This window comes from Yersinia bercovieri ATCC 43970, from assembly GCF_013282745.1.
Taxonomy (GTDB): Bacteria; Pseudomonadota; Gammaproteobacteria; order Enterobacterales; family Enterobacteriaceae; genus Yersinia; species Yersinia bercovieri.
The window spans coordinates 2,482,242-2,504,803 of sequence record NZ_CP054044.1 but is presented as its reverse complement, the minus strand read 5'-3'; the positions used below and the strand labels follow the sequence as shown (position 1 = coordinate 2,504,803).

Sequence of the window (22,562 nt, the reverse complement as noted above, 5' to 3'; positions counted from 1 at the left end):
CTGGCGGGCAAATACCCGTCGGCCACTTTTTTCTGCCCTGCCCTGCTTTCCTTCACTTCACTTTTGGTCTCACGCGCGCTTATAACAGTTAGAGCTATTTATTTCATAGACTGTTCTTATTCGAGTCATTCAGCCGCGAGTTTTGCCTAAAATATAGCCTGTAATACATTCTAAGCATCAATAGATTTACCCACCGGCCCTAACATCATTACAATGGCGCAGAATATTTTTTTGAGGTGGTAATGAACGATAATAAAATGACCCCACTAGAGCTGCGGGCTACCTGGGGGTTGGGGACAGTATTCTCACTGCGCATGCTAGGCATGTTTATGGTTTTGCCGGTACTCACCACCTACGGCATGGCACTTTCTGGTGCCAGTGAAGCACTAATTGGCATTGCGATTGGTATTTACGGTTTGGCTCAAGCCATTTTTCAGATCCCGTTCGGGCTGGTTTCCGATCGTATTGGTCGTAAACCACTCATCGTCGGTGGCTTGCTAATATTTGCCTTAGGCAGTGTCATTGCCGCACTAAGTGATTCTATTTGGGGCATTATTCTTGGTCGCGCATTACAGGGTTCCGGGGCAATTGCGGCGGCAGTGATGGCATTGCTATCAGATCTGACCCGTGAGCAAAATCGCACAAAAGCCATGGCGTTTATCGGTGTCAGTTTTGGTGTCACCTTTGCTATCGCGATGGTACTCGGCCCCATCGTCACCCACGCTTTTGGCCTGCAAGCCCTGTTCTGGGCAATTGCCATACTGGCGCTGTTAGGCATTGTCATTACGTTAGCCGTAGTACCGGACGCCGATAGCCATGTGCTTAATCGTGAATCCAGCATCGTAAAAGGCAGCGTGAGCAAAGTGCTCAACAATAGTCGGCTGCTTAAACTTAATTTTGGCATCATGTGCCTGCATATTTTGTTGATGTCGAGCTTTGTGGCATTACCGCAGATTATGGCTAGTGCAGGATTAGCGCCAGCTCAGCACTGGATTGTCTATCTGGTCACCATGTTGGTTTCATTCGCCGCCGTGGTTCCGTTCATTATTTATGCTGAAGTCAAACGCCGGATGAAGCAGGTCTTTATGGGCTGTGTGGCAGTGTTGTTTGCCGCAGAAGTAGTGCTGTGGTCAGCTGGGCAACAGTTGTGGATGATCATTGCTGGCGTGCAGTTATTTTTCATTGCTTTCAATGTGATGGAGGCAATACTGCCATCATTAATCAGCAAAGAGTCTCCCGCCGGTTATAAAGGTACAGCAATGGGGATTTACTCCACCAGCCAATTTATTGGCGTCGCCATCGGCGGTAGTTTGGGTGGTGTGATATTTGGTATGGGAGGGGCAAGTATGGTGTTTGCCGCGGGTGCAGTTATCGCACTACTATGGTTTGCGGTCAGCGCCACCATGCAAGAACCACCTTATGTCAGTAGCCTGCGAATCACATTGTCAGAGTTGGCGGTGAAAGAGTCGGCATTGGAAGAGCGCATCAAGGCTCAGCCCGGCGTAACCGAAGCTGTAGTGGTGACAGCGGAGCGCAGCGCCTACGTCAAAGTGGATACCAAAAAAACCAATCGCAGTCAGCTTGAGCAGTTAGTCAACGCAATATAAGCCTAAATCAGGTACAAAACTTTTGTACCTGATTTGATTAATAACAGATCCCGCGAGATATCAGTCGCGGAAGTTATTGAACTGAAATGGTTGGCCCAGATCAGCGCCGCGAATCAGTGCCATTACACCCTGTAAATCATCACGCGCTTTGCCGGTTACCCGAACTTGCTCGCCCTGAATCTGTGCCTGAACCTTCAGCTTGCTATCTTTAATCAGCTTAACCAGCTTCTTGGCCTGCACACTTTCAATCCCTTGTTTCAGCTTGGCTTCCACACTGTAGGTTTTACCACTGCGATCCATCTCTTCCGGGATCTCCAGTGCCGCACCTTCAATCCCACGCTTGGTCAGTTGAGCACGTAAAATATCCAGCAGTTGTTCAACCTGAAAATCAGATTCGCTGACCACTTTGATGCTTTCGTTCTTCTCATTTAACTCAAAACTCGCCGGAACATTACGAAAATCCCAACGGTTTGCCAGATCACGGGTGGCGTTTTCAACGGCGTTACGCACTTCCTGCATATCGATTTCAGATACAATGTCGAAAGATGGCATATCCCCTCCTCCTGATAGATGAATGGTGAGCATAATAACCGCTTTATCCCCCACAGACAAAGCCAAGCCGCTGACAATTGCTCAACTAACCCGCAGTTATCGCCAACCCTGCGTTTAATGGCTAAAAAGTCTATAATCAAAGCATAACATGCAGAAAGAAGAAGTAAGTTTTCCGCTCAGACCAAGGAGGCCTCAATGAAAATTACTGTGCTTGGTTGCGGAGCTTTAGGGCAATTATGGCTATCAGCGCTCTACCAGCAAGGCCATGATGTACAAGGCTGGCTTCGTGTGCCGCAGCCCTTTTGTTCGGTCAATGTCATCATGCTAAACGGCGAGGCATTCAACCAAAACCTGCCGACTAACGATCCCGAGCATTTGTCGAAAAGTGAACTGCTGCTAGTCTGCTTAAAGGCGTGGCAGGTCTCCAGTGCAGTGACCGCGTTGCTATCTAAGCTTAACCCTAAATGCCATATTTTACTGTTACATAACGGCATGGGAACACAGGAGGAGCTACCTCGGGATGAGCATATTTTCCTGCACGGTGTGACCACCCATGCTGCGCGTCGGGACGGCAACACGATTGTCCATGTCGCCAGCGGCATTACCCATATTGGCCCGCTGTCGCCAGTGACGATGGAGATAACACATCTGGCCGATCTCCTGCATCAGGCACTGCCGGATGTCGCCTGGCATAACGATATTTCATCTGCCTGTTGGCAAAAACTGGCGGTAAATTGCGTGATTAATCCGCTGACCGGCCTATATAACTGCCGCAATGGTGATTTGCAGCGCTACCCTGAGCTTATCGAACGTTTGTGCGCCGAGGTTGCCAGCGTGATGGAGATGGAGGGCTATCATACTTCAACAGATAGCCTGCTCAGTTATGTTAACAATATCATCCAAAGCACGGCTGATAACACCTCTTCGCTGTTGCAGGATTTACGCTGCCAGCGGCACACCGAGATAGATTACATCACCGGCTATTTACTGCGCCGTGCGCGTAGTCATGGCATGACACTGCCAGAAAATACCCGGCTATATGACTTAATTAAACGTAAGGAAAATGAGTATGAGCGTATCGGCGCTGGTTTGCCTGGCTCCTGGTAGCGAAGAGACCGAGGCAGTCACCACGATTGATGTTCTGGTGCGCGCAGGTATTGAGGTCACGACAGCGAGTGTTGCCAGTGATGGCGCATTAGAGATTGTCTGTTCGCGCGGCGTGCGGTTACTGGCCGATACGCGCTTAGTGGATGTGGCCGATCAGAAGTTTGATGTGGTGGTGCTCCCCGGTGGTATCAAAGGTGCCGAGTGCTTTCGCGATAGTCCGCTGCTAGTCGCCACTGTGCGCCAAACCCACAATGAGGGCCGCCTGGTCGCGGCAATTTGCGCCGCCCCCGCACTGGTTCTTGAGCATCATAATTTGTTTCCCGTCGGCAATATGACCGGATACCCGGCGCTGAAAGATAAAATCAGTGCCACCAAATGGATGGATCAGCGCGTGGTCTATGATCGGCGAGTGAACTTAGTTACCAGCCAAGGGCCAGGAACCGCCATCGATTTCGCGTTGAAAATTGTATTCCTGCTACTAGGGCGAGAAAAAGCCGCAGAGATTGCCTGGCAGTTGGTTCTACCGCCGGGGATTTATAATTATCGGGAATAGCATTAGATGGGTGAGTTGGAGAGTGAAGGGTTGACGGCGGCTACTGCGCAAGCCCAGAGTGGCAAAGCGCAGTAGCCATTAAAAATAATAATCTAAGGGCGGTACACTTTCACATTGGTATACCCCTGTTCACGCAGATAAAGTGCCTGCAAACGGCTCATCACCCCGCGATCACAATACAGCAGGTAAGTCTTGCTCTGATCCAGATCGGCGAACTGCGAGCTTAACTTATAGAATGGCAGCGATTTTACCGTCACCTGATCCAGCTTAAGCGGCTTCTCTTCCTGTTCATCCGGCGCGCGGATATCCAGCAGTACATCACTCTCCGCCAGCTCGGCAACGGTTTCAACTTCCACCAGTTGCTCACGGCTCTGCTCTGCAATTTCACGGATATCGACGTTTTTAGCTTCACTAACCACCCGATCCAGGATGGAGAAATCAAAGTGAGACTCCTCCTCCTCAATCTTCGCCTTAACCGCTTTCACCGTTGGGCTTTTTGAGATCACACCACAATATTCCGGCATGGTTTTAGCGAAATCTTCAGTGCCGATTTTCCGCGCCAGATTGATGATGTGCTCTTTATCATGAGAGATCAGTGGGCGCAGAATCAGGGTATCCGAGGCATTATCAATTAAGCGCAAGTTGGTGAGTGTCTGGCTGGAGACCTGCCCCAGCGCTTCACCGGTAACCAGGGCCTGAACGCCATAACGTTCTGCAACCTGCGACGCCGCTCGCACCATCATGCGTTTTAGCACCACGCCCATCTGGCCATCTTCAACTTTTTCGAGAATTTCGCCCACGACCGGTTCAAAATCAATGGCGACAAAGCGTACCCGATGGGAGCTACCGAAGCGGTTCCACAGGTAATGCGCCACTTGCTTAACCCCAATTTCGTGGGCTGAACCGCCGAGATTAAAGAAGCAGTAGTGCACGCGGCAACCACGGCGCATCAGCATGTAGCTGGAGACACCTGAGTCAAAACCGCCTGAAATCAAAGATAAAACATCTTCCTGCGTGCCAATCGGGAAACCACCCAGACCTTCGTGACGCGCCTTGATCAACGTCAGTTTGTCCTGATCAACTTCCAGATGCACGGTGACCTGTGGGTTCGTCAGTTTGACTTTGGCACTGTCAATATGCTGGTTTAGGCCACCACCAACATATCGCTCAACATCGCCAGAGGTAAATTCATGCTTACCACGACGTTTTACCCGCACACAGAATGTTTTTCCGACCAGCGTCTCACGATAAGCCGCCAGCGTCTGCTCGAAAATATTGTGCATATCGGTGTAGCTGCGATCTTCTACTTCGAGGATATGGTGAATCCCCGGTACGCGAGTCAGCGCATCACAAATCTGCGGGCCAAGGTTGTCATCTTTGGTGCGGATTTCAATATGATCCCAATGACGGACAACCGCAAGGCTGTCATCCTCAAGGTTTTTCAGTACGTTGCGGATGTTAGTGGTGAGAATTTTGATGAAGCGCAATCGCACCGATTGACTCTTGATGGTGATTTCTGGGAATAATTTAATGATAAACTTCATGGCGGTTTTTAGTTGTCTGGTTATGGAGTGATGGCGTTGCTATTGGCAGCAACAGTCAATAGACGTTAGCAAAAACATGCAAGCCGTGGAGTATATCACTATATGATGGCCCGCTGCGTACTAAAAACCAGACTTAAACGCCACGATTTCCCCCGCATTATCCGCTAGAATAGCCGGTAATAAGTTTTTCACCTGAAAGTGGTTCTCAGCAAGCAGGAAACGTGACGGGCCATCAAGGTTACGTTTCATAAAAATAGTGAGTCGAATAACAACTATGCCGAAAAAAGCCGCATCACCCGAAACCAAAGCAGCCAGTTTTGAAACATCGCTCAGCGAACTGGAACAGATTGTGACTCGCCTGGAGTCCGGTGAACTTCCGCTAGAAGAGGCGCTAAATGAGTTTGAGCGGGGCGTACAGTTGGCGCGTCTTGGGCAGCAGACCTTATTACAAGCCGAGCAGCGCGTGCAGGTTCTTCTGAGCGACGATGTTGATGCGCCATTAGTCCCTTTCACGCCAGATGCTGAGTAAGTCTAATGTCTAACGCCCACTCATCCACCGATTTTAGCCAGCAACTTGCCGCACACCAGCAACGAGTGAATCAGGCGCTACTGGACTTTATCGCCCCTCTGCCCTTTGGTGAGAGCGATTTGGTCGAAGCTATGCGTTATGGTGCCGTGTTAGGTGGCAAGCGGCTGCGCCCCTATTTGGTGTATGCCACAGGTCAAATGTTTGGCCTGTCGCTGACCGCTTTAGATGCCCCTGCGGCAGCAATTGAATGTATCCATGCTTATTCATTGATTCACGATGATTTACCGGCGATGGATAACGATGATTTACGCCGTGGGCAGCCCACTTGCCACATTAAATTCGGTGAAGCTAACGCCATTCTGGCAGGTGATGCGCTGCAAACGCTGGCCTTCACCATTTTGGCCGAAGCAGAGATGCCTGATGTGGCAGATAAAGATCGTCTGGCAATGGTGGCTGAATTAGCCCATGCCAGCGGTGTTGCAGGGATGTGTGGTGGTCAGGCACTGGATCTGGAAGCCGAAGCCCGCCAGATCTCACTGGCCGAGCTGGAACAGATTCATCGTCATAAAACCGGGGCATTGATCCGCGCGGCAGTGCGCCTCGGAGCATTGGCAGCCGGTGCTCGTGGGCGTGCAGCATTGCCGTTACTTGATCGTTACGCCGAGGCGATCGGCCTGGCCTTCCAGGTGCAGGACGATATTTTAGACGTTATTGGTGATACAGCTACAATTGGTAAACGTCAGGGATCAGATCAGCAACTTGGGAAAAGCACCTATCCCGCACTTCTGGGGTTAGATTGCGCTAAAGCTAAAGCTATGGATCTGTATCAGGAAGCGCTCAGCGCCCTGAATGCCCTTTCAGCACAATCCTATAACATAGCGCCCTTGCAAGCATTAGCCTGCTTTATTATTGAGCGCGATAACTAGAATTATATTGGTCGTTAATAGACGCCTGATATGCCCAAAGCAGTTAGAGTTGCAGGTAGATAGCCAGCAAATAACCCTGCAACTTCAAGGGCCAAGGGTATATAACCACTTTTGATATGAGCATCGAATGAGCCTTGATATAGCCAAATACCCGACATTGGCACTTGCGGAGAATCCTGAAGAGCTGCGCATGTTGCCAAAAGATAGCCTGCCGAAGTTATGTGATGAGCTACGGCAGTATTTGCTCGCGTCTGTTAGCCGCTCCAGTGGGCATTTTGCTTCTGGATTGGGCGTGGTTGAGCTAACTGTCGCGTTACATTACGTCTACAACACACCTTTTGATCACCTGGTGTGGGACGTCGGCCATCAGGCTTATCCACATAAAATATTGACCGGCCGCCGTGAACAAATTGGTACTATTCGCCAGAAAGATGGTTTACATCCATTCCCTTGGCGCGGCGAGAGTGAATATGATGTGCTTTCTGTCGGCCACTCCTCCACCTCAATCAGCGCGGGTTTGGGGATGGCGGTTGCCGCTGAGCGGGAAGGTAAAGGGCGTCGCACCGTGTGTGTCATTGGTGATGGGGCGATTACTGCCGGTATGGCTTTCGAAGCCATGAACCATGCTGGTGATATTCACTCAGATATGCTGGTTATCCTTAACGATAATGAAATGTCTATCTCCGAAAATGTGGGTGGACTAAATAATCATTTAGCTCAGCTATTATCGGGGAAACTCTATGCCAGCCTGCGCGAAGGCGGCAAAAAGGCATTTTCCGGTTTACCGCCAATTAAAGATCTGCTGAAACGTACCGAAGAGCACCTGAAGGGCATGGTGGTACCGAGTACCCTATTTGAAGAGTTAGGTTTTAATTATATTGGCCCAGTCGATGGTCACGATGTGCAGGCACTGACGCAGACGCTAAAAAATATGCGCGATCTGAAAGGCCCGCAACTCCTTCATATCATGACCAAAAAAGGCAAAGGCTACGCACCGGCGGAGAAAGACCCTATCGGCTGGCACGCGGTGCCAAAATTTGATCCCGCCTCAGGTACTTTACCGAAGAGTCAGGGCGTACTACCGACCTATTCCAAAATATTTGGTGAGTGGTTATGTGAAACCGCCGCCAAAGATAGCCAACTGATGGCGGTGACCCCGGCAATGCGCGAAGGCTCAGGGATGGTGCGCTTCTCCCGCGAATATCCGCAGCAATATTTTGATGTGGCCATAGCCGAGCAACACGCTGTTACCTTTGCAGCAGGTCTGGCAATTGGTGGCTATAAACCGATCGTTGCCATCTATTCGACTTTCCTGCAACGGGCCTATGATCAATTAATTCATGATGTTGCCATCCAGAATCTGCCGGTTCTGTTTGCGATTGACCGTGGCGGCCTGGTGGGTGCAGATGGTCAAACCCATCAAGGTGCGTTTGATCTCTCATTCATGCGTTGCATTCCAAATATGGTCATCATGACCCCAAGTGATGAGAACCAGTGCCGTCAAATGCTGCACACCGGCTATCACCATAATGGGCCTGCGGCAGTGCGCTACCCACGAGGTAATGGGACAGGTGCACTACTCGAGCCATTAGAGATCATGCCTATTGGTAAAGGGATAGTGCGCCGCGAAGGTGAAAAAGTTGCCATTCTGTGCTTCGGCACTTTACTGGCACAGGCGCAACAAGTGGCCGATAAGCTGAATGCCACACTGGTTGACATGCGTTTCGTGAAGCCATTGGATGAAGAATTGGTACAAGAGATGGCAGTCAGCCATGAGTTCTTGGTCACCGTGGAAGAGAACGCCATCATGGGTGGAGCTGGTAGTGGCGTTAATGAACTGTTGATGGCGAAACGGCAGTTAGTACCGGTGCTGAATATCGGCTTACCCGATTATTTCGTTCCACAAGGTGAGCAAGATGAGATGCGGGCTGAATTTGGTTTAGATGCCGCAGGTATACAGCGCCAGATTGAAGCCTGGCTGGCGTAATAATATATCAGGCATAACCACTCGGTTATGCCTGAACACTAATAGCGATTTAATAGAATAGATCTATTGGCCAGTAATGGCCGATGACAAAGATAATCGCGGCGGCAATCACCCCAGCAATAATGTCATCAATCATTATCCCCATCCCGCCGTGAACATTACGATCAAACCAGCGAATAGGCCAGGGCTTCCAAATATCAAAAATGCGGAAAACGACAAAACCGGCGACGACCCATTGCCAATCATTTACTGGCAACGCCATCAAGGTAATCCACATTCCGACAAACTCATCCCAGACAATGCTGCCGTGGTCATGAACTTTCATATCTTTCGCGGTGCGATGGCAAATATAAACGCCAATGCAGATACTGAACATCACCACCAAGGAGTAAAGCTGCCAGGGTAGCTGAATCAATAACAGCCAGAATGGGATAGCCGCAATAGAACCCGTGGTGCCCGGTGCCCACGGCGATAAGCCACTACCAAAACCGGTGGCCAATAAGTGCCAGGGATTAGCTAACCGCAAGCGCCCTTTGGCTTCATCCATGGGATTTACCCGTTGAGAAGTGATCAAAACCATGGAAATCCAGATCAACCACTTTTCCTTCGCGGAAGAATTTAACCCCCTCCGTCTGTGGCCCAATCTGACCAATGCAAGTATAGCTTGCGCCGGTATTACTGAGGGCAACATCCAATGCACCACGGTTTATTTCTGGCACCGTAAAGCACAGCTCATAATCCTCGCCACCACTCAATGCCCAGCGCAGCGCCTGCTCGGCATCAACTTGATTTTTCAGCGCATCAGAATATGGCAAGTGATCCAATTCAATGCGCGCACCGCAATGACTGGCTTTTAGGATATGTTGCAGATCAGAGATCAATCCATCAGAAATATCGATAGCAGAGCTGGCAAGTGAGCGCAGCGCCTGGCCCTGCAACACGCGAGGTTGTGGCCGTAAATGGCGGTGGATTAATGCCGCTCGGTCAGCTTCATCATCAACACGCAGCTCATTTTGTAAAATAGCCAAACCCGCAGCACTGTCACCCAAAGTGCCGGTAACATAAATCCAGTCGCCGATCCGCGCGCCAGCACGGGTCAATGCCCGCCCTTCTGGTATCAGACCTTGGATAGTTAGCGTCAGACTCAATGGCCCACGGGTGGTATCACCACCAATCAATTGCATACCGTAATAATTAAGCTGATCAAATAAGCTGTCACTGAAGGATTGCAACCAATCTTCATTGACATTAGGTAGGGTCAAAGCAAGAGATAGCCAAGCAGGATCGGCACCCATAGCCGCTAAATCGCTCAGGTTTACCGCTAAAGATTTGTAACCCAGATCGGCGGGATCGATATCCGCCAGGAAGTGAACGCCAGACACCAGTGTATCTGTACTGATGGCTAACAGCTGTTTCTCTGCCACTGTAAGAAGTGCGCAGTCGTCTCCAATACCCAGCTCTACATCCCGGCGATTACTTCTGAACCGGTCAAAGTAGCGGGCAATGAGGTCAAATTCGCCACATGCCATAATACAATTCCAGAAATGTTAACCGATATATGATTAAGGCCAGTAGCCGGCCTTAATCACACCGGTAGATTATTTTTTCTTACGTACTGTCGGAGCTAGCTTATCCAGCACTCCGTTGACAAACTTATGGCTATCTTCCGCGCCGAAAGTTTTGGCGAGTTCAATAGCTTCATTGATCGCCACTTTATAAGGGACATCTTCACGTTTGCTCAATTCAAACAGCGCAATACGCAGAACCGCTCTTTCAACCTGACCTAATTCTTCGAGCTGGCGAGAAAGCACGGGGGCCATTAACGCATCCAGAGATGCGGCGTTAACAGCAACCCCGGAGAGCAATTCACGAAAATAGGCGATGTCGACATCTTTGACATCCTGCTCCGACAGGAACTGTAATTCAACATCAGCGATGTCGTTTTTAGACAACTGCCAAGAGTAAAGCGCTTGAACAGCGCACTCACGAGCGCGGCGACGAGCAGCAGGTTTCACGGAATTCCCCTTAACTTAACTAAATTCAGCCTTTAATAGCTTTGATTACATTAATCATTTCAAGCGCGGTCAGGGCAGCTTCTGCACCTTTATTACCTGCTTTAGTACCCGCACGCTCAATGGCTTGCTCAATACTCTCTGTGGTCAGCACACCGAAAGCCACTGGGATATCACTGTTCATGGCGACATTCGCTAAGCCAGAACTCGCTTCACCAGCAACATACTCAAAGTGCGCCGTGCCCCCACGGATCACGGTACCCAGTCCAATGACCGCATCGTAACGATTGGTTTTTGCTAGTACATTAGCGACCAACGGCAGCTCATAAGCCCCTGGCACCCAAACAACAGTAATATTGTCATCGGATACCTGACCAACCCGCTTCAGGGCATCGATTGCACCTTCCAGCAAGCTGTTGTTGATAAAGTTGTTAAAACGCGCAATTGCAATCGCCACGCGGGCATTAGGAGTAGCAACAACACCTTCGATAACGTTCATAGCTTTCCTCAATATGGGTTCATACCCCGCAGGGGGGCGGATTCTATCATATTCTTTCACGCCCCGCCCCTGCGCATTTGCAAAACGCGGGCAAGTCGGTGATTAGCAGAGGGAATCACTGCCAGATAAATTAATTAATACTTCGGTTTCAAGCGCAAGCGGAGATCTGGCCCCACCGGTCGTACATCACTGAATACAAACTCGGGCGCTTGCGACAAACTTGTTAATCCAGTCAGTTCGCATAATCCGCGGGCATCACTGCCTAATAGTTTTGGCGCGATATACAAAATTAACTCATCAACTACGCCGGCCTGTAGCAGTGCGCCTGCCAGCTGTGGCCCCGCCTCAACCCAAACTGAGTTAATCTGCCGCTTGCCCAGTTGCATCATCAACAACACTAAATCCACACCATTGCCATGACGAGGTAGCAAGAGTTGCTCTACATTCGCCGGCCACAGCTGCTCATCAGCCTCAACACGGGCCAACCAGCATGGGCCATCTTGCTGTATCACTTTATGATGTGGCGTCACGCGGTTATGGCTATCAAGTATAATTCGGATCGGCTGGCGCAATCTGGCTTGCGGATACCAGCCCTGAGTTTCGCTATCTAACTCATCCCAGCGCACAGTGAGTGAAGGATCATCCGCCAAGACAGTGGCACTGGTACTTAGAATCGCCGCACTTTCAGCCCGAAAACGCTGCACATCTTGCCGCGCCTGCGGCGAGGTAATCCACTGACTTTCCCCCGACGCCATCGCGGTTCGCCCATCCAGGGATGCGGCCATTTTTAATTGCAGATAGGGGAACCCCGTGCGCATTCGTTTTAGGAAACCAAGATTAACCGCCTCAGCCTCCGCCAACATTAAGCCATGATCGACGGCGATACCCGCTTGCTTCAATTTATATAACCCGCGCCCAGCAACCTGCGGATTGGGGTCTTGCATGGCCGCGACAACTCGAATGACCCCTGCAGCAACCAAGGCATCAGCACAGGGCGGTGTACGTCCATGGTGGCTACATGGCTCGAGGGTGACATAGGCGGTGGCACCGCGCGCTTTCTCACCGGCCATGCGCAAAGCATGCACTTCAGCATGTGGCTCTCCGGCTCGCAAGTGATAGCCCTCACCGACAATCTCACCATCGCGAACCAGCACACAGCCGACATTAGGGTTAGGTGGCGTGGTAAAGCGCCCCATTCGCGCCAATTCGAAGGCGCGCGCCATATAGAATTCATCGGGCTGCATGGCTTTCCTTATTGTTGATGTAGGGCAGCTTTAGCTTACTGTGAATACGCTGCAATGAAAGAGAGGGGTAACGCGCTGATTAATCCTGCAAACGGGCAATTTCTTCGCCGAACTCGCGGATATCTTCAAAGCTGCGATAGACCGAGGCAAAGCGGATATAAGCCACTTTATCCAGGCGTTTCAGCGCCTCCATCACCAGATTACCGACCATTTTGGTGGGTACTTCACGTTCACCCGTGGCGCGTAACTGGGATTTGATATGACTTATCGCGGTTTCAACGTCATCAGAGCTAACCGGCCGCTTTTCTAATGCTTTCAGCATACCACGGCGCAATTTATCTTCATTAAAGGGTTCACGTACATCATCACTTTTAATCACGCGCGGCAGTACCAACTCCGCGACTTCAAACGTGGTAAAACGCTCATTACAATCTAAACACTGGCGGCGACGGCGCACTTGCGAACCATCGCTCACCAGACGGGAGTCAATGACTTTAGTATCCACAGCGGCACAAAACGGGCAATGCATAGCGCTTCCTGATAAGTGAACTTAAACTTAGCAGCAGTTTACCGCGAACTGCCGCGACAACAAAGGGTGGATCCGTTGTTGTCGACTATCAATGCAGGCTTGGATTTGGCGGTTCAGGTAAATTTGGCATTGGTGCCACTGACCCAGACCACCAAGTTTTGAACGCTTGTATAATCGGGCCCATGCGATATTTCCACGCCTCCCTCCAACTTACATCGTGGCTAGCTAAGTGGAAATCACCTTGGGATACCAAGCCTTTCATCGCCTTGGTCAGTTGCTCGCTCACTCCACTAGATTCCAACTTGGGTTTACATTTAGTGAAAAGATAGTAGACAGCGGCGCAGCATATCCCGATAGCAATAAAGGGGGCTAGTGGTGCTAAGACGACACTTGAGCTACCTGCAATTAAAACACCGATTGAAAGCGCGGCTACCACAGGGACAACAAGCTTAGCCTTACTAAAAAATCGATTGAAATTTATTGATTTCGATTGTTGTTTGAGCTCAACACATTCAGATGCCATTGCATAGCGCAGAGCTAGTGTGAGGTTCTTCGTTATATCCGCTGGGATAGTGTTTTTAGTAATCAGATCCTCTAATCTTTGGGCCAGTTTTTCTATACGATCGAGCCCTTGATCAACAATTTTATATTCAGGGCTCTTCCTAGCGCTTTTTTCGTAATTCTGAGTTTGTAGATTTGTATTAAAAGACTGCCGCAGCTTTTTTATCGTGACTATTGGGCTCTCACCCGCGACACCAAAATGGGTTTGTGTACTAGCATTACCAAAGAGTTTATCCCAATTAGCCTGTATCCAGCGTTGAGCGAACATAAGACTACCCGGTGGCTCGGTATATGTGGACGAACGAATATCAAAAGCCAACATTTGTTGGTAATAATATACCTGCAACTGCTCAAGGCTAGCATTTACTGGTCTTGTGCCTAAATCACCTAACACTGTATTAATATGCTTCAGATGTTTACTCATAAAAGCCATTAAATCAGTTAAATCATTTATTTTATCATTTACCGAGTCAGGCGTGTCATGATTAAATACCACATGTGACTTGTTACCTGGTAGGGGTTGTAATTGCATATAAGCTCCCAGACCAGAAACTTTCAAATACTCTGCTATTTTTTTACTAAATGTACCATTAAATTCATGATTTTTTAGTAATTCGGTAAGAATCAATGCTATTTTATTATTATCCTTAGGGAAGTTTCTGACAATCACATTGCTACTATTTCCCAACTCAATCGCCAAGTCATCTCTTAATGTTACATTTTTTAAATCTCGCTCTATTTTTTTACGACGCATCATTTTCGACGACCATCCCCCCTCAACTCCACTTACATATTCACTTAACATTGTTTGTAATAGCAATCCATTACTACAAATCTCTTTTATTGGCTTAATATAAAAATCACCCGTAACGCCCTCCACTCTGCCAATTAATTTTGCGACATCTTTATCTCCAACAAATTCAATCAATAATTTATGGGCTTTACTATTTGAATCATTAATTTTATTTTTAATCGAGCTTAGCTTTATGCATAAATCACCTATAGAGTTTATATCATCTCCTAGTTCCAACTCTTTATTGCCTTTAACACACTTTTTTCTATATTTTTCCTCAACTAATTTACTATATATAGTTCTCAACCGTATCAACTCTGGTGGTGCAACCTCCGGTGGCTCATTCTCAAACGGGTTACCTGGTGTTGCCTGCATTGACGCAATAGCAGTTGGTGAAATGGGTGCAATCGAATTTAAAAAATTAATATTCTCTTTAGTGGAGATTGGATTTTGGGGGGGGGCAACCAAATCTATTTTTTTCTTTACTAACTGATAAAATACCTCATCATTCTCCCTTTTATTTATAAGGTCTTTAACATAGTTATCCTTGCTGAATTTATCAAGCGCTTTTTTTAATGTGCTTGAAATGGGATGTTTTATAAGACTATATACACGATTAATTTCACAACAAAAATCTTCCATCGTGCCAAGACCATCTATCAAATTAATATCCTTCTTGTTTTTATACTCCTCAGCCACTATATTATAATATGACTTAACCAATTCTGACACTTCCTCTGATTGCTCCTCAAATGGGTTACCAGAACAAGCAACTCCGGGATCCTTCAGGTAGAAATGGTCATAAAACCCCTTAAAATCATAGTTATCCTTAATCCCTAAACCCTCTTTACTATTAATTAACTCAACGAGTTTCTTACATTTATCTGAAGTGTTATTTTCTTTCAAATGATTATTTAGATTAAATATAATTTCATCTATTGTCTTAGAACTCTTTTTTATTTTTATCAAGTGAGGATAGTCACCATCATTATCAATATAACCCGCATTATATAAAGCATTAGTTATCTTAATATTCACCTCATTAAATAAGCCACCATTATTACCTGAAGTAATATCTTGACATTTATGAAAACCACAAAATATTGGACTAACCGCTGTATCTTTCACTAAATCCTCCTTATTGGTGATTCTTTAATTATTTTACATTTAATCTTGAATGCCTATATCTAAGTGGAGAATAGTGTATAGTTAATAGACAACCTATCAAATAAGTTAGGTAAATCCCAAAACAGTCCACTTTAATGATTTATTTTTCTTATTGATTCATAGAATCAATCAAGTCGATATTTATATACAAAAAGAAAATCATCAATGTAACTATAATAAATAAAGTTAAGTAATAATTGAACGGAGAAAGTGAAGAAGAGAGTTAATCGATAGCGTTTTACTGTGAAAAAGAAGTTTGGCTGATTCAATAACAAAAAGCCCTAACATCGACTGTATCTTCAATAGCACTAAGATACAGTCGGCATCAGGGCTTATATTTTGTACTACCGCTTACAAGCTATTACGGCAGGATTGAAGGCTGATCTGCGCCCTCTTTCTCAACTTTTTGCTGCAACATATGCTCACGTTTCATACCCAGTTTCAACGCCAGCGCGGACGCAACGTAGATGGATGAAACTGTACCGATGGACACACCGATCAGCATCGTCAGTGAGAAGCCTTGCAGCATCGCACCACCGAAGATAAACAGCATCAATACCACCATCAGCGTAGTCCCAGAAGTCATAAGGGTACGGCTTAGGGTTTGGGTCAAAGACACGTTCATGATTTCGTAAGGTGTGCCGCGACGAATTTTGCGGAAGTTTTCACGAATACGGTCAGAGACCACAATGCTGTCGTTAAGTGAGTAACCAATAACTGACATCAATGAAGCGACGATAGTTAGGTCAATCTCGATATGGAATAACGACAAGATCCCCATGGTAATAATCACGTCATGGGCCAGAGCGATAACCGCCCCTAGCGCCAAACGCCATTCAAAACGGAAACCGACATAAACCAGAATACACAGCAACGCCACTAATAACGCCATACCACCGGCCTGGGCTAAATCACTCCCCACACTTGGGCCGACGAATTCGATACGTTTTACCGATGCATTCTTATCAACTGACTCATTGATAACGGATATGACTTTGTTACCCAGCTCCTGCCCGGCAGTCCCGGTTGCAGGTGGCATACGTACCATCACATCACGAGTGCTACCAAAGTTTTGCAGAATTGGCGACTCAAAACCCGCCTTTTCTAGTGTGTCGCGCAGTTGGTCCAGATCAGCAGGTTTTTCCAGGTTAATTTCAATCACCGTACCACCAGTGAAATCAAGACCCCAGTTGAACCCTTTGGTGGACATTACCGCAATTGATGCAACCAACAGCAGCAACGAGATGCCGAAAGCAACGTTATCCCAGCGCATAAAGTCATAGACTCTACGGCCATAGTTCAGTTGTTCAACAGTATAATCCTGTGCCACAACGTACTCCTCAAATAGACAGCTTGTTAATGCGCTTGCCGCCGTAAAGCAGGTTGACGATGGCACGAGTACCGACTATTGCGGTGAACATTGACGTGATAACACCAATGGCCGTTGTAATAGCAAAGCCTTTAATCGAACCAGTACCTACAGCGTAAAGAATAATTGCTGTGATAAGCGTCGTTACGTTCGCATCAACGATACTTGAGAAGGCACCTTTGTACCCTTCATGAATCGCTTGCTGGATCGTCCGCCCGTTTCGGTACTCTTCTTTTATTCGCTCGTTAATCAGCACGTTAGCATCAACTGCTACCGCCAGCGTCAATACGATCCCGGCAATACCCGGCATGGTTAATGTCGCCCCCGGCAGCAGGGACATCACACCCACGATCAACACCAAGTTAGCCAACAGTGCCGTACTGGCAATCACACCAAATTTACGGTAGTAGATCACCATAAATAGAATAGAGACCGCCAAGCCCCACAAGCAGGCTTCCAGACCTTGGGTGATGTTTTGTGAACCCAAAGTTGGCCCGATAGTCCGCTCTTCCACGATTTGGATTGGGGCAATCAACGCACCCGCACGCAGTAATAGGGAGAGCTGACGAGCTTCAGCCGGATTATCAATGCCAGTAATGCGGAAACTGTTACCTAGGCGCGATTGAATGGTCGCAACGTTGATAACTTCTTCCTGCTTAACCAGAATCGCGCGGCCATTAGCATCTTTTTTACCGCTGTCTTTATATTCTACAAACAAAGTCGCCATCGGCTTGCCGATATTGTCTTTGGTAAAATTAGACATCAAAGAACCACCGGCACTGTCGAGCGAAATATTAACCTGAGCCTGGTTATATTCGTCGGTGCTGGAGGTTGAATCGGTAATATGGTCACCGGTCAGGATCACGCGTTTGTACAAGACAACCGGGCGGCCTTCACGGGTATTTTTGACCTCTGAATCGCCCGGCACACGGCCGGTGGCGGCCACAGAGGCATCAACATTGCTGTTTACCAGACGGAATTCCAGCGTTGCCGTCGCACCAAGAATCTCTTTGGCACGTGCAGTGTCTTGGATACCCGGTAACTCAACCACAATACGATCTGAACCCTGGCGCTGAACCAACGGCTCGGCTACACCTAGTTGGTTAACCCGGTTACGCAGGATCGTAATGTTTTGCTGAACCGCATATTCGCGCGCTTCTCGCAGACGGTCATCGGTCATCACAGCTTTTAACGTATTGCTGCCATTAGAACCAATCACCAGATCTCGGTGGCGAGAAGAGAGGTAGCTGATAGCGTCATCGCGGGTTTTATCGTCGCGAAAACGCACTTCAACACCATAGTTATCGAGTTTACGCACTGTCGCATACGGGATATTTTTCTCACGCAGATCAGTGCGCAGGGTATCCATCGTTTGCTCTTGCAGTTTGCCAAGCGCAGTGTCCATGTCCACTTCCATCAGGAAGTGCACACCACCACGCAGGTCAAGACCCAGCTTCATCGGCTCAGCACCCAGCCTGGCAAGCCAAGAAGGCGTTGCCGGCGCCAGGTTTAGCGCGATAACGTATTTATCCCCCATCGCAGCAACAAGCGCCTCACGGGCACGCAGCTGGACGTCAGGATCTTTAAAGCGAGCCAGGATTGCACCATTTTCCAGTGCAATAGACTTGCTCGCTATGTTCTCTTTTTCTAAAACGTCACGGACTTGGACCAGCGTTGTTTCACTGGCGGCGATTCCTCGCGCACCAGTGATTTGAACAGCCGGATCCTCACCATAAAGGTTGGGAAGTGCATATAGCAGACCGACGAAGATCACGACGATCAGCATCAGATACTTCCACAAAGGATAACGGTTTAACACGGCAATTCCCTTCGGGAAAATCAAAAATTACAGAGCCTTCATTGTACCTTTCGGTAAAACGGCAGCAACGAAGTCACGTTTGATCATCACTTCAGTGGTGTCGTTCAGTGCGATGACAATATAACCTGTTTCCGCAACCTTAGTCACACGACCGAGTAAACCACCAGTGGTCAATACTTCATCACCCTTGCCGATAGAATCCATCAGTTTTTTGTGTTCTTTGGCACGTTTTTGCTGTGGACGCAGGATCATGAAGTAAAAAATCAGACCAAATACCACCAGCATAATCACCAGGGAGTACGGGCTGCTCTGAGCCGGAGCCCCAGCGGATGCGACAGCATCGGAAATGAAAAGACTCATTAAAATTCCCTCATTGTTATCAATATCAGTAGTGTGAAATCAGTGCGATAAAATCAGTAACGGTTAATCGTAACTGTTCAATCTATAAAATACCCGCCATCTTTCAAACCGCAGATGTTTTAGCTACTTTCGTTTGCTACCTTCCTGCGCTCGAACTCTTTTGGGTATGTAAAGATGGTAATTTTAGAATCAAACGTTTAATGGTGGAACAGGTTTCCCTATCCGACCATAGAAATCTTCGACGAAGCTCTCTAATTTACCCTCTTCAATAGCCTGACGTAAACCCGCCATTAAGCGCTGGTAATAACGTAGGTTATGAATCGTGTTCAGGCGCGCACCCAGTATTTCGTTGCAACGGTCAAGATGATGCAAGTAGGCGCGGCTATAATTGCGACAAGTGTAGCAATCACAGTGTTCATCTAGCGTTGCAGTATCACTCTTATGCTTGGCGTTACGGATTTTTACCACACCGTCAGTCACGAACAGATGACCATTACGCGCATTACGCGTTGGCATCACACAGTCAAACATGTCGATACCGCGACGTACGCCTTCAACCAGATCCTCTGGTTTCCCCACGCCCATCAGGTAACGTGGTTTATCCGCAGGGATCTGCGGGCAGACATGCTCTAAAATGCGATGCATATCCTCTTTTGGCTCACCTACCGCCAAGCCGCCCACAGCGTAACCATCAAAACCGATATCTACCAGCCCTTTTACCGACACATCACGTAAATCTTCGTAAACACCACCCTGAATAATACCAAACAGTGCATTTTTATTGTTCAGTTCATCAAAGCGTTGGCGACTACGAGCAGCCCAACGTAAGGACATCTCCATTGAGCGCTTGGCATAATCCCAGTCCGCGGGATAGGGAGTACACTCGTCGAAAATCATCACGATATCGGAGCCGAGATCGTTCTGAATTTCCATCGATTTTTCTGGGCTGAGGAACACTTTATCGCCGTTGATTGGGTTTTGGAACGTCACCCCTTCTTCTTTGATTTTGCGCATCGCGCCAAGGCTGAACACCTGAAAACCACCTGAGTCGGTTAGAATCGGGCCGTGCCACTGCATGAAATCATGTAAATCGCCATGCAGTTTCATGATTTCCTGACCCGGGCGCAGCCAGAGGTGGAAAGTGTTACCCAGTAAGATCTGCGCACCACTCTCTTTGACCTCTTCCGGTGTCATCCCTTTTACTGTGCCATAGGTGCCAACTGGCATAAATGCAGGAGTCTCTACTACACCGCGTTCAAATATTAGGCGACCACGACGTGCGCGACCGTCAGTTTTCTGTAATTCGTACTTCACATAACCTCCAGCATCAGAGATACAGTCTGATGTTGTTTTAGCCTGATCACGCACTATATATCTGAAAACATATAGCTATGTGACCTGAAATTTACGGGTGAACCGTCTCTTGCGGTGCCCGTGGATTACGGCTGATGAACATTGCATCGCCATAACTGAAAAAGCGGTATTGCTCTGCCACCGCCTGCTGATAAGCATTCATGGTATTTTTATAACCGGCGAAGGCAGAAACAAGCATTATCAATGTTGATTCAGGTAGATGGAAATTGGTAACTAAAGCATCCACAACCTGGTATTCATATCCCGGATAAATAAAGATACGAGTATCACCAAAGAAGGGAGCAATCAGGCCATTCTCCGTCGCTTTGGCGGCACTTTCCAATGAACGTACTGAGGTAGTGCCGACAGCGACCACGCGCTTGCCACGGGCTTTACAGGCCAGAACAGCATCGACTACCTGTTGGGGTACTTCTGCATATTCGGAATGCATAATATGCTCTTCGATGGTGTCAACCCGTACTGGTTGGAAGGTCCCAGCGCCGACATGCAAGGTCACGAAGGCCATCTCAATGCCTTTTTCCCGCAATGCCGCCAGCATCGGCTCATCAAAATGTAGCCCGGCGGTTGGAGCAGCAACCGCCCCTGGACGCTCGCTGTATACCGTTTGGTACAGCTCGCGATCAGCATCTTCATCAGGGCGATCAATATAAGGGGGTAAAGGCATATGGCCGACTGCATTCAGGATGGTGAAAACATCTCGTTCATCGTCAAACCGCAACTCAAACAGCGTGTCATGCCTTGCCAGCATGGTGGCTCGGATACTCTCATCATCACCTAATAGCAGCTCAGTACCGGGTTTAGGTGATTTTGATGCTTTAACATGGGCCAGAACGCGATGATCATCCAAAACACGTTCGACCAGCACTTCAAGCTTACCGCCACTGGCTTTACGGCCAAACAGGCGAGCCGGAATAACCCGGGTATTGTTGAATACCAGCAGGTCACCTGGCTCTAATTTATCCAGCAAATCAGTGAAAATGCCGTGAGTTAAGGTTCCCGTCGGGCCATCCAGTGACAATAAGCGGCAACCGCTACGCTGGGACTGGGGGTAATGGGCAATCAGAGATTCCGGTAGCTCAAAAGAAAAATCGGCAACACGCATGGCTTTCCACTTCATATCAGGACAGACCCGAACCAACAGAGATGATGGGCAGGTATACAAAAACAGGCCGCTAGTCTAGAGCCCTCAGGAGCAGGCTGCAAGAAATAAGGATAATTGGCGACCATTTGAATTATACTCAGGACATGAACTTCCTCGCCCATCTTCATCTCGCCACGCTGGCTGACAGCTCTTTACTCGGCAATCTGCTGGCAGATTTTGTCCGTGGTAATCCACAGGGTGAATATGCCCCTGATATTGTAGCGGGCATCATGATGCATCGTCGCGTTGATGTGATGACGGATACCTTGTCATTAGTTAAAGAGGCGCGAACCTATTTCAGTGCCGACTATCGTCGGGTTGCCCCTATTACTCTAGATGTGCTGTGGGACCACTTTCTCGCCCGTCATTGGGATAAACTGGTACCTGACTGCCCGCTGCCCGATTTTATCCAACATGCGCAAAACCAGATTTTGCCCCATTTGCAGCAGACTCCCGTGCGCTTTCAGAACCTGAACGCCTATTTGTGGCCAGAGCGTTGGCTGGAACGTTATGCTGAACTACCCTTTATTGCTGATGTGTTACAGGGTATGGCTAACCGGCGGCCCAAACTGGCAGCGCTTGCAGGCTCTTTTCACGATATAGAGCAACACTATCAGCCGCTGGAGCAGCTGTTTTTGGCATTTTATCCCGCCATGATGTTACAGGCGAAATGTCAGCAGATTTAGCCAAAAGCCCATTTTTTCTGCGTGGTTATTGACACTAAGCCACTTGCGCTTTTTGGTAAAATGGGTATCTTAGCAAGACTACGAAACTAAAATCGTTATAACGATAGGTAAAAACTATCACAGCGATTGGTATTTATCCCTTTATTCATTGCACTTAAATACCTATGCTGTGCCGATACTTTTAAGACAACTGGTTAATCCAT

22 protein-coding genes are annotated in these 22,562 nt (G+C 48.1%); 7 read left to right on the top strand and 15 right to left on the bottom strand.

What is annotated here, in order from left to right; all coding sequences use genetic code 11:
- The first annotated feature begins 242 nt into the window (after nt 1–242).
- Nucleotides 243–1,607 carry an MFS transporter gene (locus HRK25_RS11185; protein ID WP_005272745.1) on the top strand — a complete coding sequence of 455 codons (1,365 nt, stop codon included), beginning with the start codon at nt 243–245 and terminating at the stop codon, nt 1,605–1,607.
- 60 nt (nt 1,608–1,667) lie between these two features.
- On the opposite strand, the gene HRK25_RS11180 is transcribed toward HRK25_RS11185, so the two are convergent.
- Entirely contained in the window at nt 1,668–2,159 is a 492-nt protein-coding gene (locus tag HRK25_RS11180) for a YajQ family cyclic di-GMP-binding protein (protein WP_032897217.1), read from the bottom strand.
- Between the two features lie 195 nt (nt 2,160–2,354).
- Between HRK25_RS11180 and panE the strand changes: the two genes are divergently transcribed.
- On the top strand, nt 2,355–3,266 hold the full coding sequence (panE, locus tag HRK25_RS11175) for a 2-dehydropantoate 2-reductase (protein ID WP_005272747.1): 912 nt from the start codon (nt 2,355–2,357) through the stop codon (nt 3,264–3,266).
- Nucleotides 3,229–3,819 carry a protein deglycase YajL gene (gene yajL / locus HRK25_RS11170; protein WP_032897219.1) on the top strand — a complete coding sequence of 197 codons (591 nt, stop codon included), beginning with the start codon at nt 3,229–3,231 and terminating at the stop codon, nt 3,817–3,819. Before panE ends, yajL begins: the two co-directional genes overlap by 38 nt.
- Nucleotides 3,820–3,911: 92 nt before the next feature.
- Here yajL and thiI read toward each other — a convergent pair whose 3' ends face one another.
- Nucleotides 3,912–5,363 (bottom strand): tRNA uracil 4-sulfurtransferase ThiI, encoded by a 1,452-nt coding sequence (thiI, locus tag HRK25_RS11165; protein ID WP_005272751.1) that lies wholly within the window; start codon nt 5,361–5,363, stop codon nt 3,912–3,914.
- A 120-nt stretch (nt 5,364–5,483) separates the two neighbouring features.
- Nucleotides 5,484–5,612 carry a hypothetical protein gene (locus tag HRK25_RS20305; protein ID WP_005272753.1) on the bottom strand — a complete coding sequence of 43 codons (129 nt, stop codon included), beginning with the start codon at nt 5,610–5,612 and terminating at the stop codon, nt 5,484–5,486.
- 25 nt (nt 5,613–5,637) lie between these two features.
- Between HRK25_RS20305 and xseB the strand changes: the two genes are divergently transcribed.
- The 3 genes from xseB (at nt 5,638) to dxs (ending at nt 8,805) form a co-directional block, all read left to right on the top strand.
- Entirely contained in the window at nt 5,638–5,892 is a 255-nt protein-coding gene (gene xseB, locus HRK25_RS11160) for an exodeoxyribonuclease VII small subunit (protein WP_005272755.1), read from the top strand.
- A 5-nt stretch (nt 5,893–5,897) separates the two neighbouring features.
- On the top strand, nt 5,898–6,818 hold the full coding sequence (gene ispA / locus HRK25_RS11155) for a (2E,6E)-farnesyl diphosphate synthase (RefSeq protein ID WP_005272756.1): 921 nt from the start codon (nt 5,898–5,900) through the stop codon (nt 6,816–6,818).
- Between the two features lie 127 nt (nt 6,819–6,945).
- Nucleotides 6,946–8,805, top strand: coding sequence for a 1-deoxy-D-xylulose-5-phosphate synthase (dxs, locus tag HRK25_RS11150; protein WP_005272758.1), 1,860 nt, complete (start codon nt 6,946–6,948; stop codon nt 8,803–8,805).
- 49 nt (nt 8,806–8,854) lie between these two features.
- Here dxs and pgpA read toward each other — a convergent pair whose 3' ends face one another.
- The 12 genes from pgpA to queA form a co-directional block, all read right to left on the bottom strand.
- A complete protein-coding gene (pgpA, locus tag HRK25_RS11145; protein ID WP_032897222.1) occupies nt 8,855–9,352 on the bottom strand; it encodes a phosphatidylglycerophosphatase A in 498 nt (165 codons plus the stop codon).
- Nucleotides 9,345–10,334 carry a thiamine-phosphate kinase gene (gene thiL / locus HRK25_RS11140; RefSeq protein ID WP_032897224.1) on the bottom strand — a complete coding sequence of 330 codons (990 nt, stop codon included), beginning with the start codon at nt 10,332–10,334 and terminating at the stop codon, nt 9,345–9,347. Before thiL ends, pgpA begins: the two co-directional genes overlap by 8 nt.
- A gap of 69 nt (nt 10,335–10,403) precedes the next feature.
- A complete protein-coding gene (nusB, locus tag HRK25_RS11135) occupies nt 10,404–10,820 on the bottom strand; it encodes a transcription antitermination factor NusB (RefSeq protein WP_005272763.1) in 417 nt (138 codons plus the stop codon).
- Nucleotides 10,821–10,845: 25 nt separating this feature from the next.
- Complete coding sequence (ribH, locus tag HRK25_RS11130) at nt 10,846–11,316, bottom strand: 6,7-dimethyl-8-ribityllumazine synthase (RefSeq protein WP_005272766.1); 471 nt, start codon at nt 11,314–11,316, stop codon at nt 10,846–10,848.
- A gap of 134 nt (nt 11,317–11,450) precedes the next feature.
- Entirely contained in the window at nt 11,451–12,560 is a 1,110-nt protein-coding gene (ribD, locus tag HRK25_RS11125; RefSeq protein WP_005272768.1) for a bifunctional diaminohydroxyphosphoribosylaminopyrimidine deaminase/5-amino-6-(5-phosphoribosylamino)uracil reductase RibD, read from the bottom strand.
- 79 nt (nt 12,561–12,639) lie between these two features.
- On the bottom strand, nt 12,640–13,089 hold the full coding sequence (gene nrdR, locus HRK25_RS11120) for a transcriptional regulator NrdR (protein WP_004707531.1): 450 nt from the start codon (nt 13,087–13,089) through the stop codon (nt 12,640–12,642).
- Between the two features lie 88 nt (nt 13,090–13,177).
- Nucleotides 13,178–15,571 carry a hypothetical protein gene (locus HRK25_RS11115; RefSeq protein WP_005272770.1) on the bottom strand — a complete coding sequence of 798 codons (2,394 nt, stop codon included), beginning with the start codon at nt 15,569–15,571 and terminating at the stop codon, nt 13,178–13,180.
- Between the two features lie 400 nt (nt 15,572–15,971).
- Complete coding sequence (gene secF, locus HRK25_RS11110) at nt 15,972–16,940, bottom strand: protein translocase subunit SecF (RefSeq protein WP_005272774.1); 969 nt, start codon at nt 16,938–16,940, stop codon at nt 15,972–15,974.
- A gap of 10 nt (nt 16,941–16,950) precedes the next feature.
- A complete protein-coding gene (gene secD, locus HRK25_RS11105; protein ID WP_071984896.1) occupies nt 16,951–18,798 on the bottom strand; it encodes a protein translocase subunit SecD in 1,848 nt (615 codons plus the stop codon).
- Between the two features lie 27 nt (nt 18,799–18,825).
- Complete coding sequence (yajC, locus tag HRK25_RS11100) at nt 18,826–19,158, bottom strand: preprotein translocase subunit YajC (protein ID WP_005166605.1); 333 nt, start codon at nt 19,156–19,158, stop codon at nt 18,826–18,828.
- Nucleotides 19,159–19,347: 189 nt separating this feature from the next.
- A complete protein-coding gene (gene tgt, locus HRK25_RS11095) occupies nt 19,348–20,472 on the bottom strand; it encodes a tRNA guanosine(34) transglycosylase Tgt (protein ID WP_032897228.1) in 1,125 nt (374 codons plus the stop codon).
- Between the two features lie 91 nt (nt 20,473–20,563).
- Nucleotides 20,564–21,634: a tRNA preQ1(34) S-adenosylmethionine ribosyltransferase-isomerase QueA gene (gene queA / locus HRK25_RS11090; RefSeq protein WP_032897232.1), complete on the bottom strand. Its 1,071-nt coding sequence runs from the start codon at nt 21,632–21,634 to the stop codon at nt 20,564–20,566.
- A gap of 143 nt (nt 21,635–21,777) precedes the next feature.
- Between queA and HRK25_RS11085 the strand changes: the two genes are divergently transcribed.
- Nucleotides 21,778–22,359 (top strand): ACP phosphodiesterase, encoded by a 582-nt coding sequence (locus HRK25_RS11085; RefSeq protein WP_005272780.1) that lies wholly within the window; start codon nt 21,778–21,780, stop codon nt 22,357–22,359.
- The last annotated feature ends 203 nt before the right edge of the window (nt 22,360–22,562 follow it).